This is a genomic window from Pseudomonas sp. 22490, from assembly GCF_052044465.1.
Taxonomy (GTDB): Bacteria; Pseudomonadota; Gammaproteobacteria; order Pseudomonadales; family Pseudomonadaceae; genus Pseudomonas; species Pseudomonas aeruginosa.
Map to the genome: position 1 here is coordinate 74,624 of NZ_JBQENS010000022.1, position 12,011 is coordinate 86,634.

The window sequence follows — 12,011 nt, forward strand, 5'->3', positions numbered from 1 at the left end:
GGGCCAAGTAGGAGCCTGGCGACGGGGAATCAGGTCGGGTTGCAGAAGGCACCGGGATATGGTGAATCCGCTTCATCCCTAGGAAAACTCGCTGCGGCGAGGGCTGGCGTAGTCCCGCGTATCTCGGTGCGGAACATATGTTCAAACTGTTCGACAAGTACTATTACAGCGGCATCGACTTCGGCAACCTCAACTACGGCGAGCCGCGCAACCTGATGTTCACGGTGAAGTACTCGCTCTGATCCCGGACCGCCGGCGTGCCTCCGCAGGCGCGGCGGCGGTGTCCGAACGGCCCTTCGAGGCGCCTCAGCAGGGCCGATAGCGGCGCTCGAACTCGCTCGCCAACTGCTCCAGCGTGACGCTCCCCAGGCGCTCCAGGAGCAACGCCTGCGCCGCCTCGAACGCCTCGCCGAGCGCTTCGTTGACCGCCTGCTCGACCAGGCATTCCGGATGATCGGTAGACAGGCCGATGGCGAAGATCGAGGACGCTCCCAGCGCCTGGTGGATATCCAGCAAGGTGATGTCCGCCAACGGCTTGGCCAGCCGCCAACCGCCGCGATGGCCCTTCTCCGAACTCACGTAGCCTTCGTTCTTCAGCAGCGCCATGGTCCGTCGCACCACCACCGGGTTGGTGCCGAGCATCTGCGCGATGGCTTCGGACGTCGCCGGCCCTTCGTGGCGGGCCATATGGATCAGCACATGGAGCATGCGCGAGAGGCGGGTGTCGTTTCTCATGAACGGCGGGCTCGTGACGGAAAGACCATGAGTATGTCTCGCTACAGAAAAAGTTACGAGAGCATTGACAAGCGCATCTCATGAAACTTACGTTGTTTCGTGACTATCCGAATGGGAGATACGCCATGACTTTCGACGTGATCATCGTGGGTGGCAGCTACGCCGGCATCTCCGCGGGCATGCAACTGGCGCGGGCGCGGCGCAGGGTGCTGGTGATGGATACGGGACTGCGACGCAACCGCTTCGCCCAGGCCTCCCACGGCTTTCTCGGCCAGGACGGCCGCGATCCGGCGGCCATCGCCGATGACGCCCGCGCGCAGTTGCTGGCCTATCCCAGCGTCGAGTGGCTGTCCGAAGCCGCCGTCGCGGCGAAGAAGGAGGCGGACGGTTTCGTGGTGAAGGCCGCCAACGGAGAACGTTTCACCGCGCGCCGGCTGATCCTCGCCAGCGGGGTCGCCGACGAGCTGCCGGAGATCCCCGGTCTTGCCGAGCGCTGGGGACGGCACGTGTTCCATTGCCCGTATTGCCACGGCTACGAACTGGACGGCGGGCCGATTGGCGTACTGGCGGCCTCACCGCTGGCCATCCACCACGCCCTGATGTTGCCCGACTGGGGAGCGACCACCTTTTTCCTCAACGGCGTCTTCGAACCGGATGCCGAGCAAATGTCCAGGCTGGACCGGCGCGGCGTGACGATCGAGCGCGAAGCCGTGGTCGCGCTGGGCGGCGCGCGCGCCGACGTGACCCTGGCCAGTGGCCGCACGATTACGCTCGCGGGGTTGTTCACCCAGCCGCGTACGCGCATGGCCAGCCCGCTGGCGGCGTTGCTCGGCTGCGAGTTCGAGGACGGCCCGAGCGGGCCGTTCATCAGGACCGACGGCATGCGCGAAACCAGCGTTCCCGGCGTCTTCGCCTGCGGCGACGCGGCGCTGGCGGCCGGCAACGTCGCCATCGCGGTGGGCGACGGCGCGCGCACCGGTGGCGCGGCGCATCATTCGCTGCTGTTCCGCTGACGCCGGAGGCTGACAGGCCAAGGATCCGGCCCACCGCCCGGCAAATCTTTCGAACTCCCCGGCGCTCCAGCTTTCCACTCTCCTGCATGTCACGCCACGGCGCCCGCCACGGGCGCCCCAGCAGAGGAGAAAACCATGAGCGCGAAGCTGCAAGGCAAGAACGTCCTGGTCATCACCGCCAACACCGGCATCGAGCGCGACGAGCTGCTCGAACCGCTGAAGACCCTGAAGCAACAGGGCGCCACGGTCACCCACGCGACCATTGAGGGCGGCGAAGCGCAGACCTGGGTGCACGACAGCGAGAAGGACCTGATCGTCAATTCCGACGCCAGGCTGCAAGGCCTGCGCGCCGAGGACTACGACTTGCTGCTGGTCCCCGGCGGCACGGTGAATGCCGACACCCTGCGCCAGGACAGCGAGGCCCGGCGCCTGGTCAGGGAATTCAGCGACGCAGGCAAGACGGTCGCCGCCATCTGCCACGGCCCCTGGCTGCTGATCGACGCCGGTGTCGCCCGCGGCAAGACCCTGACCTCCTATTCCAGCGTGCGTATCGACCTGACCAACGCCGGCGCGGACTGGGTCGACACGCGGGTGAAAGTCTGCCCGGCGAACGGCTGGACCCTGATCACTTCGCGCAACCCGGGTGACTTGCAGGCGTTCAACGAAGCCATCGGCGAAGCCCTGCAGGCGGCCGCCTGATCGTCATTCGCGGAGGCGACCGGTGGACACCCTGAAGATCGCCACCTTCAACGTCAACGGAATCCAGACCCGGCTGGCCGCGCTGCTGGCCTGGCTGGAGCGGGAAGCGCCGGACATCGTCTGCCTGCAGGAACTGAAAACGCCCGACGCGCGCTTCCCCGCCGCGGCGCTGGAGAAGGCCGGATACGGCGCGATCTGGCAGGGCCAGTCGGCGTGGAACGGCGTCGCCATCCTCGCCCGCGACAGCCAGCCGCTGGAGGTACGCCGCGGCCTGCCGGGCAACCCCAGCGATCCCCACAGCCGCTACCTCGAAGCGGCCGTCGACGGCCTGCTGGTGGCCAGCCTGTACCTGCCCAATGGCAATCCCCAGCCGGGACCGAAGTTCGACTACAAGCTGGCCTGGTTCGAGCACCTCATCCGACACGCCGCCGAGCTGATGGAGAGCGGCCATCCGGTGGTGCTGGCCGGCGACTTCAACGTGGTGCCCAGCGACTTCGATATCTACGACACCCGCTCCTGGAAAAAGGACGCCCTGCTCCAGCCGGAGTCCCGCGAGTGCTTCGAGCGCCTCCTGCGGCAGGGCTGGGTGGACGCGCTACGCCAGCGTTTCCCCGACCGGCGCCTCTATACCTTCTGGGACTACTTCCGCCAGCACTGGCAACGCGACGCCGGGCTGCGCATCGACCACCTGCTGCTCAGCGCCAGCCTGGCGGACCACTTGGAAGACGCCGGGGTGGATCGCTGGGTGCGCGGCGAGGAGCACGCCAGCGACCACGCGCCAGCCTGGGTAAGCCTGCGGCGTCCCTCAGAGCCCCGGCGCTAGCCGAGCTGGCCCCGGCACTGCGCATCGGCTCTCACCGCCCCTCCGGCAACCTCGCCACCACCTTGATCTCGAAGCTGAAGCCATACAGCCAGTTCACCCCCACCGCCGTCAGCGTGGGGTACGGCGCCTCGCCCCAGTACTCCGGGACGATCTTCCAGATGCGCTCGAAGTTGGCCTCGGCGTCGACCATGAACACGGTGACGTCGAGCACATCGTCGAACCCGCAACCGGCCGCGGCGAGCACCGCGTTCAGATTGTCGAAGGCGCGGCGGACCTGGGTCTCCAGCTCGGGTTCGGGAGAGCCGTCGTCGCGGCTGCCGACCTGGCCGGAAACGAACAGCAGGCCGTCGCTGCGGACCGCCGGGGAATAGCGGTTGCGCTCGTAGAGGGCCTGGCGGCCGGCGGGGAAAACCACGTCGCGTACAGTCATGCGATACCTCCATCCTGGGGCTCCCGGCCCCGTCATCGTCGATGGAAGAACGGTAAGGTCGTGCGCGCCGTGGATAAACGCGCAACCCTGGCCATGACTGTTTGTAGAATCCAAACAATCCCCGACGACCCGGAGTCCCGATGGACCGTTTCGATGCGATGCAGGCCTTTGCCCGTGTGGTGGATACCGGCAGCTTCACCAAGGCGGCGGAGACGCTGCACATGAGCCGCACCAGCGTCACCCAGTTGGTCCAGCAACTGGAAGCGCGGCTGCGGGTACGCCTGCTCAACCGCACCACGCGCAAGCTCAACCTGACCGCCGACGGCGCCGCCTACTACGAGCGGGTGGTACGTCTGCTGGCGGAACTGGACGATGCCGAGACCAGCCTCTCCAGCGCCGCCCTGGCGCCCCGCGGGCGTCTCCGGATCGACGTACCGAGCCCGCTGGCGCGGCTGCTGCTGATCCCGGCGTTGCCCGAGTTCCATGCGCGCTATCCGGAGATCCAGATCGACCTGGGCGTGAGCGATCGGCTCGTCGACCTGATCGACGAGAACGTCGATTGCGTCATCCGCGGCGGCGAACTGCGCGACCAGTCGCTGATGGCGCGGCGGGTCGGCGACCTGCAACTGGGGGTCTACGCGGCACCGGCCTACTTGCAGCGCGCCGGCGTGCCGAGCCACCCGCGCGAACTGGAGGACAGCCACCAGCGTATCGTCGGCTTCCTCTGGGCGCGCACCGGCAAGGCCCTGCCCTACGCCATACGCAGGGGCGAGGAATGCCTGCGGGTGGCGGGCCGTCATGTGCTGGCGGTGGACGACGGCAACGCCTACCTGGCGGCCGGGCTGGCCGGCCTGGGCATCCTCTGGCTGCCGCACTACATGGCGCGCGAGCCCCTCGCCCGCGGCGAGCTGCTGCCGCTGTTCGAGGACTGGAGCCTGGAGCCGATGCCGCTGTACCTGGCGTTCCCGCCGAACCGCCACGTCAGCGGCAAGCTGCGGGTGTTCATCGAGTGGGTCGCCGAACTGATCGCGCGGCATGCGCCGCCGTTGCATCCGCCGCTCTGAAACAAGGGCGGCGGCGTATCCTGGAAAACCCTGGAGTAATGGTAAGCGGCCAGGGCTCTATATATGCCCCGCGATTATAGAGATGACTTATACGACCATAAGCCGGATATCCTGGAATTCAACCAAGCCAACATCGGAACGGTTTCCGAGCGGTGAATGGAAGATTCACCCAGCCTTATATTCGGCAGTGGTCAAACCGGATAACTTGAAAATCAGGATTTCGTTAACCCGATCACATCGACAGCTGCACCAGTAAAGCACTCATGCACTACATCCTGCACCTCTCTGAAGCAAACCGAAGGCTCTGCAGAGCCACTCCAGACCAAACTTTAGTTGGTAGAGAGAGCAATCCAACATCAATGGCAAGTGAAGGAAATAGCTATCTATTCTGCTATCCACAAACGCTTCTTCATATTTAATAGCTAGCAGAAACGAATATAAAAAATATTTGAACGACTCCGTCACACCTGCATATCTTTCGCCACGCGAACGATTGAGGAAGTTGCCCTCCCAAAAAACTGAAGGAGTCGATTCATGCATAAGAGAACGTACCTGAATGCATGCCTGGTTCTGGCGTTGGCTGCCGGCGCGAGCCAGGCCTTGGCGGCGCCCGGTGCGAGCGAGATGGCTGGCGACGTCGCCGTGCTCCAGGCCTCCCCGGCGAGCACCGGTCACGCCCGCTTCGCCAACCCCAACGCGGCGATCTCGGCGGCCGGCATCCACTTCGCCGCGCCCCCCGCCCGCCGCGTGGCCCGCGCCGCGCCGCTGGCGCCGAAACCGGGTACGCCGCTGCAAGTGGGCGTGGGCCTGAAAACGGCGACTCCGGAAATCGACCTGACAACCCTCGAATGGATCGACACTCCGGACGGGCGCCACACCGCGCGCTTCCCGATCAGCGCTGCGGGTGCCGCCAGCCTGCGCGCCGCGATTCGCCTGGAAACCCGCAGCGGCTCGCTGCCCGACGACGTGCTGCTGCACTTCGCCGGCGCCGGCAAGGAAATCTTCGAGGCCAGCGGCAAGGACCTCTCGGTCAACCGTCCCTACTGGAGCCCGGTCATCGAGGGCGATACCCTGACCGTCGAACTGGTGCTGCCGGCCAACCTGCAACCGGGCGACCTGCGCCTGTCGGTACCCCAGGTATCGTATTTCGCCGACTCCCTGTACAAGGCCGGCTACCGCGACGGCTTCGGCGCCAGCGGCAGCTGCGAGGTGGATGCGGTCTGCGCGACCCAGAGCGGCACGCGGGCCTACGACAACGCCACCGCAGCGGTGGCGAAGATGGTCTTCACCAGCTCGGCGGACGGCGGCAGCTACATCTGCACCGGCACCCTGCTGAACAACGGCAACTCGCCCAAGCGCCAGTTGTTCTGGTCGGCCGCGCACTGCATCGAGGACCAGGCCACCGCCGCGACGCTGCAGACCATCTGGTTCTACAACACCACCCAGTGCTACGGCGACGCCTCGACCATCAACCAGAGCGTCACCGTGCTGACCGGCGGGGCGAATATCCTGCACCGCGACGCGAAGCGCGACACCCTGCTGCTGGAACTCAAGCGCACTCCGCCGGCCGGCGTGTTCTACCAGGGCTGGAGCGCCACGCCGATCGCCAACGGCTCGCTCGGCCATGACATCCACCATCCGCGCGGCGACGCCAAGAAGTACTCGCAGGGCAACGTCTCGGCAGTGGGCGTCACCTACGACGGGCATACCGCCCTGACCCGCGTCGACTGGCCGTCGGCGGTGGTCGAAGGCGGCTCGTCCGGCTCGGGCCTGCTGACCGTCGCCGGCGACGGCTCCTACCAGCTGCGCGGTGGCCTGTACGGCGGCCCCTCGTACTGCGGCGCGCCCACCTCACAGCGCAATGACTACTTCTCCGATTTCAGCGGCGTCTATTCGCAGATCTCCCGCTACTTCGCGCCCTGAGGCCAGCCAGGCTATCGATCGCGCACCGGCGGATAACCGCGCAGCGGTTATTCGCCCTACGCCCGGATTGGCGCCTGGAAGTGCGGCTTCTTTCGTCGTCCGGGACAGGTAGGGCGCATAACGCCAACGGCGTTATCCGCCGTTTATCCCGCGCAATGGTTATTCGCCCCACGCCTGGATCGGCGCGTGGAAGAGGGGCGTTATGCGCCGCCGTACGTTCAGTCCTGGCGGCTGGTGACTTCCAGCAGGTGGTAGCCGAACTGGGTCTTCACCGGCCCCTGGACCACGTTCAGCGGCGCGCTGAAGACCACCTGGTCGAACTCGCGGACCATCTGGCCGGGGCCGAACGAGCCCAGGTTGCCGCCGTCGCGGCCGGAGGGGCAGGAGGAATGCTCGCGGGCGACTTCGGCGAAGTCGGCACCGCCTTCGATGGCGGTCTTCAGTTCGTTGCACTTGGCTTCGCTGGAAACCAGGATGTGGCGGGCAGTGGCTCGGGCCATGGGGAAATACTCCTAGGGTGAAACGGCAGAGCCTAGCAGACATCGACGCCCGCACCGACAGCCCGCGACCGGAGGAGGCGCTCGACAAGCGTGGCGAGGGCTGCTTGACTCGCCGCCTTTGCGAATCCGGGAACGCCCTCCGATGAGCCAGACCTTCCACGGCAGTTGCCTGTGCGGCGCGCTGCACTACCGACTGTCCTCGCCCCCGCGCGCACTCTCTCACTGCCACTGCGGCCAGTGTCGCAAGGCCCATGGCGCGGCATTCGCCAGCTATGGCAGCGTCCCCGTCGCGGACCTGCACATCGACCGCGGCGCCGACCTGCTCGCCGCGTTCCGCTCCTCACCCGCCGTGCTCCGGCGCTTCTGCTCGCGCTGCGGCTCGCCGCTGTTCTGGTCGAGGAGCGAAGGCGAGTTCGCCGACTGGGTATCGGTCGCCCTCGGCAGCCTGGACACGCCCTTCCCGGCGGCGAAACAGAAGCATGTCCAGGTCGCATCGATGGCCTGCTGGTGCAGGATCGCCGACGACTGGCCGCGTTTCGACTGAAGTCCGCCCGCGATCCGCCGGCCGGTGCCTGTTTTTTCGCCGGCAAGGCCCGGGCCTGGGGTACCATGCCGCGCCCTTCGCCGCCGGTCCTTGCCGCCCATGTCCGCCACCGCGCTGTACACCGACCTGTCCCACTATTACGACCTGATGTGCGCCGACATCGACTACCAGGCGCAGAGCCACTGCGTGCGTCGCCTGCACCAGTTGTTCGGCAACCAGGGCCGGCGGCACCTGGACCTGGCCTGCGGTACCGGCCCTCACGTGCGGCACTTCCTCGATTTCGGCTATCGCAGCGCCGGCCTGGACATCAACCAGCCGATGCTCGACCTCGCCCGACAGCGCTGCCCCGAAGCGCACTTCAGCCGGCAGGACATGGCCGGCTTCCAGGTGGACGAGCCGCTGGACCTGATCACCTGTTTCCTCTATTCGATCCACTACAACGCAGGGCTGGAGCGCTTGCGCGCATGCCTGGCCAGCGTGCATGGCGCACTGGCGGATGGCGGCGTGTTCTGTTTCAACACGGTGGACAAGGGGCAGATCGACAATCGCGCGTTCGTCCGCCATTCCGTGGAGCATCGAGGCAGCCGCTTCACCTTCGGTTCCGGCTGGTACTACAGCGGCGAGGGCGAGCGCCAGGCGCTGCGCCTCGGTATCGAGAAAACCACGGACGGAACGACCCAGACCTGGGAGGACGAACACCCCATGGTCGCCCTCGGCTTCGCCGAGCTGCAGCACCTGTTGCAGACGCATTTCGAGGTGCAGGTCTTCGAACACGACTACGAACGGATCACGCCCTGGGCCGGCAGCTCCGGGAATGCCCTGTTCGTCTGCGTGAAGCGCTAGCCTCCGGATATCCTGGCGCAAACGTGACGATCAGGCTGGCACGGGCGGGGCAGCGTTTCACAGGGGGCTGCGGAGGATTCTTCGTCGCTTTCGGCACGCTGCGTCCGACCCGCTAGAGGCCTGCCTGGCCGACGATCCGTGCGCGCCTTCTCGGCTAGACCAAGGTCGCAAAGACCCCGCCGGCCATCTGTGACACCTTCGCGCGCTTTTTTACCCCCGCTGTCGAGAGTCACCGCATGTCCTCCCCGTTTTCCCCCCGTTCGCCCCGCACCCTTCGCGGCCTGGGCGCCCTCGCCCTGTGCGGCGGATTCGTCGCCCCGGCCCCTGCCGCCTTCCTCGAGGACGGCAGCGCGCGCCTGGAAGCGCGCACCGTCTACTTCAACCGCGACTTCCGCGACGGCAGCTCGGCCAACCCGCAGGGCGCCTCCAAGCGCGAGGAAGCCGCGCAGGGCTTCATCCTCGACCTGCGCTCGGGCTATACCGAGGGCGCGCTGGGCTTCGGCGTGGATACCCTGGCGATGCTCGGGATCAAGCTCGACTCCAGCCCCGCGGACAGCAACAGCGGCCTGCTGCCTTCCAGCGGCCACGATCCGCGTCGCTCGGTCGACCAGTACGCCAAGGCCGGCGTTGCCGGCAAGATGCGCTTCTCGCAGACACAGTTCAGGTACGGGGCGATGCTGCCGGACATGCCGTTGCTGAAATACAACGACGGACGCCTGCTGCCGACCCTGTTCCACGGCGCCCAGCTGACCAGCGAGGAGATCGCCGGGCTCAGGTTCTCCGCCACCCGCCTGGAGCGCTACACCGCGCGGGACTCCAGCGACGCCCAGGACATCCGCCTGCACTGCAAGAACAAACGCTACGCCTGCGACACCACCGGCAACCGCTTCGACGCCTACCAACTCGACTACCAGGTCAACGACGGCCTGCTGCTGCAATACGCCCAGGGCGGCCTGCGCAACGTCTATCGCCAGCGCTACCTCGGTGCCGTGGGCAAGCGGCAGGTCGGCGCCGGCAAGCTGAGCGCCGACCTGCGCTGGTTCGACAGCGAGGACGCCGGCGCGGCCCGCGCCGGCAAGATCGACAACCGCGCCCTCAGCCTGCTGCTCGCCTACGCCCAGGGCGGCCACACGCTCAGCGCCGGCTGGCAGCGGATGAACGGCGCCAGCTCGATGCCCTACCTCGACGGCAGCAATCCGTACCTGGCCAACTACCTGCAGGTGAACGACTTCGCCAACCCCGAGGAACGCTCCTGGCAACTGCGCTACGACTTCGACCTGCGCAGCGTCGGCGTGCCCGGCCTGAGCTTCATGACCCGCTACGTCAACGGCGACCATATCCGCCTGGCCAACGGCGACGAGGGCAAGGAATGGGAGCGCGACATCGAGCTGAAGTACATCGTGCAGAGCGGCCGCTTCAAGGACCTCAGCCTGCGCCTGCGCAACGCCACCTACCGCACCGACTTCGAGCGCTCGGCGCGCGACGTGGACGAGGTGCGCCTGATCGCCAGCTACAACCTGTCGCTGTTCTGAGCCGTCGCGCCGGAACGCACGCCGGCGCGACGCTCCGGCGGTTCAGACCGCCAGGGCGCGTTCGCGCAGCTCGACGTTGAGGATGCGGTCGTTCTCCGAGTAATCCACCGGGCAATCGATCACATGCACCCCAGGCGTGCCCAGGCAGCGCTCCAGCAGCGGCAGGAAGCCCTCGGCACTGTCGACCCGGTGGCCGTGGGCGCCGTAGGCCTCGGCGTAGTGCACGAAGTCCGGGTTGCCGTAGTCCAGCCCGAAGTCGGCGAAGCCCATGTTCGATTGCTTCCAGCGGATCATCCCGTAGCCGTTGTCGCGCAGGATGATCACCGTCAGGTTCATCTTCAGCCGCACCGCGGTTTCCAGTTCCTGGCTGTTCATCATGAAGCCGCCATCGCCGCACACCGCGACGATCGGCCGGTCCGGGTAGACCAGGTGCGCGGCCATCGCCGAGGGCAGGCCGGCGCCCATGGTGGCGAGGGCGTTGTCCAGCAGCACGGTGTTGGGCATGTGTGCCTTGTAGTTGCGGGCGAACCAGATCTTGTACATGCCGTTGTCCAGGGCGACGATGCCCTGCGACGGCAACGCCCGGCGCACGTCGGCCACCAGGCGCTGCGGATAGAGCGGGAAGCGCGGGTCGTCGGCGCCTTCGGCGACCTGCGCCTCGTTGGCCTCGCGAATCGCCAGCAGGCGGGTGAAGTCCCAGTGCGCGGTATCGTCCAGCGCCTCGCCGATCTGCCAGATGGCGTTGGCGATGTCGCCCACCACTTCGATCTGCGGGAAATACACCGGGTCCACCTCGGCGGAACGGAAGTTCACGTGGATCACCTCGGTACCGCCGCGAACCATGAAGAACGGCGGCTTCTCGATCACGTCGTGGCCGACGTTGACGATCAGGTCGGCCGCCTCCACCGCGCGATGCACGAAGTCGCCGGCGGACAGCGCGGCGTTGCCGAGGAAGCGCGGGTGACGCTCGTCGACCACGCCCTTGCCCATCTGGGTGGTGACGAAGGGAATGCCGGTCTTGTCGATCAGTTGCTTGAGGACCTTGGCGGTCATCTTGCGGTTGGCCCCGGCGCCGATCACCAGGATCGGGCTGCGCGCGGCGCGCAGCTTCTCCACCGCGGCGCAGATCGCCTTGTATTCCGCCAGCGGCCGGCGGCTCAGGCTCGGCGGGATGGGCAGGCTGTCGGTCTGCTCGGCGGCGATGTCCTCCGGCAGCTCCAGGTGCACCGCGCCGGGCTTCTCTTCCTCGGCCAGGCGGAACGCCTCGCGGACCCGCGAGGGAATGTTGTCGGCGGAGGCCAGTTGGTGGGTGTACTTGGTCAGCGGCTGCATCATGCCGACCACGTCGAGGATCTGGAAGCGGCCCTGCTTGGACTTCTTGATCGGCTTCTGCCCGGTGATCATCAGCATCGGCATGCCGCCCAGGTAGGCGTAGGCGCCGGCGGTGACCAGGTTGGTGGCGCCCGGGCCGAGGGTCGACAGGCTGACCCCGGTCTTGCCGGTGAGGCGCCCGTAGGTGGCGGCCATGAAGCCGGCCGATTGTTCGTGGCGGGTGAGCACCAGCCGGATCTGCGACTTGCGCAGGGACTCCAGCAGGTCGAGATTCTCCTCGCCGGGAATTCCGAAGACGTACTGCACGCCCTCGTTTTCCAGGCATTGCACAACCACATCGGCTGCCTTGGCCATCTGCGTTCTACCTCGGGTGGTGGCGGTTCTGACCGCTCGAACACTGCGCCCCTCGCGTCTCGCTGTCCAGCCCCTCCCGGCCGGCGGAAGGCTCTGGCGCCGGCTTCGCCGGCAAGCGAACGTCGCTCCCGCCATTAGCGCAGCTGAACCCGACCACCCGATCATCAGCACAGCTAATAATTCATTCGCTGATTTCATGGTGAGGGCGGAGCCCGGATG

12 protein-coding genes and 1 pseudogene are annotated in these 12,011 nt (G+C 66.9%); 9 read left to right on the plus strand and 4 right to left on the minus strand.

Annotated elements, in window-relative coordinates; translation table 11 throughout:
* Window positions 1-146: 146 nt before the first annotated feature.
* Window positions 147-242, plus strand: a pseudogene (locus tag ACTJJX_RS22760) (hypothetical protein); the annotation flags it as partial.
* Between the two features lie 64 nt (window positions 243-306).
* Here ACTJJX_RS22760 and ACTJJX_RS22765 read toward each other — a convergent pair.
* A complete protein-coding gene (locus ACTJJX_RS22765; RefSeq protein ID WP_003101327.1) occupies window positions 307-735 on the minus strand; it encodes an Rrf2 family transcriptional regulator in 429 nt (142 codons plus the stop codon).
* Between the two features lie 80 nt (window positions 736-815).
* Between ACTJJX_RS22765 and ACTJJX_RS22770 the strand changes: the two genes are divergently transcribed.
* The 3 genes from ACTJJX_RS22770 (at window position 816) to xth (ending at window position 3,270) form a co-directional block, all read left to right on the plus strand.
* The gene (locus tag ACTJJX_RS22770; RefSeq protein WP_004351742.1) at window positions 816-1,748 is read left to right on the plus strand and encodes an NAD(P)/FAD-dependent oxidoreductase; all 933 of its coding nucleotides are present in this window, start codon (window positions 816-818) and stop codon (window positions 1,746-1,748) included.
* Between the two features lie 135 nt (window positions 1,749-1,883).
* Window positions 1,884-2,447 (plus strand): type 1 glutamine amidotransferase, encoded by a 564-nt coding sequence (locus tag ACTJJX_RS22775; protein WP_003118177.1) that lies wholly within the window; start codon window positions 1,884-1,886, stop codon window positions 2,445-2,447.
* 22 nt (window positions 2,448-2,469) lie between these two features.
* On the plus strand, window positions 2,470-3,270 hold the full coding sequence (xth, locus tag ACTJJX_RS22780; RefSeq protein WP_023082756.1) for an exodeoxyribonuclease III: 801 nt from the start codon (window positions 2,470-2,472) through the stop codon (window positions 3,268-3,270).
* A 31-nt stretch (window positions 3,271-3,301) separates the two neighbouring features.
* Here xth and ACTJJX_RS22785 read toward each other — a convergent pair whose 3' ends face one another.
* A complete protein-coding gene (locus tag ACTJJX_RS22785; protein ID WP_003101334.1) occupies window positions 3,302-3,700 on the minus strand; it encodes a RidA family protein in 399 nt (132 codons plus the stop codon).
* Window positions 3,701-3,840: 140 nt separating this feature from the next.
* Between ACTJJX_RS22785 and ACTJJX_RS22790 the strand changes: the two genes are divergently transcribed.
* On the plus strand, window positions 3,841-4,764 hold the full coding sequence (locus tag ACTJJX_RS22790) for a LysR family transcriptional regulator (RefSeq protein ID WP_023082755.1): 924 nt from the start codon (window positions 3,841-3,843) through the stop codon (window positions 4,762-4,764).
* 534 nt (window positions 4,765-5,298) lie between these two features.
* On the plus strand, window positions 5,299-6,687 hold the full coding sequence (gene piv, locus ACTJJX_RS22795; RefSeq protein WP_003101348.1) for a protease IV: 1,389 nt from the start codon (window positions 5,299-5,301) through the stop codon (window positions 6,685-6,687).
* 218 nt (window positions 6,688-6,905) lie between these two features.
* Here the strand turns inward: piv and ACTJJX_RS22800 are convergent, their stop codons facing one another.
* Complete coding sequence (locus tag ACTJJX_RS22800) at window positions 6,906-7,187, minus strand: peptidylprolyl isomerase (protein ID WP_003101349.1); 282 nt, start codon at window positions 7,185-7,187, stop codon at window positions 6,906-6,908.
* A 142-nt stretch (window positions 7,188-7,329) separates the two neighbouring features.
* On the opposite strand from ACTJJX_RS22800, the gene ACTJJX_RS22805 reads away from it, so the two are divergent.
* The 3 genes from ACTJJX_RS22805 (at window position 7,330) to ACTJJX_RS22815 (ending at window position 10,106) form a co-directional block, all read left to right on the plus strand.
* Window positions 7,330-7,731, plus strand: coding sequence for a GFA family protein (locus ACTJJX_RS22805; RefSeq protein WP_003101352.1), 402 nt, complete (start codon window positions 7,330-7,332; stop codon window positions 7,729-7,731).
* 99 nt (window positions 7,732-7,830) lie between these two features.
* Window positions 7,831-8,574: a class I SAM-dependent methyltransferase EftM gene (gene eftM / locus ACTJJX_RS22810; RefSeq protein ID WP_003101353.1), complete on the plus strand. Its 744-nt coding sequence runs from the start codon at window positions 7,831-7,833 to the stop codon at window positions 8,572-8,574.
* A gap of 236 nt (window positions 8,575-8,810) precedes the next feature.
* The gene (locus tag ACTJJX_RS22815; protein ID WP_003101355.1) at window positions 8,811-10,106 is read left to right on the plus strand and encodes an OprD family porin; all 1,296 of its coding nucleotides are present in this window, start codon (window positions 8,811-8,813) and stop codon (window positions 10,104-10,106) included.
* 42 nt (window positions 10,107-10,148) lie between these two features.
* Here the strand turns inward: ACTJJX_RS22815 and ACTJJX_RS22820 are convergent, their stop codons facing one another.
* The gene (locus ACTJJX_RS22820) at window positions 10,149-11,792 is read right to left on the minus strand and encodes an acetolactate synthase large subunit (protein WP_003101357.1); all 1,644 of its coding nucleotides are present in this window, start codon (window positions 11,790-11,792) and stop codon (window positions 10,149-10,151) included.
* Window positions 11,793-12,011 lie beyond the last annotated feature (219 nt).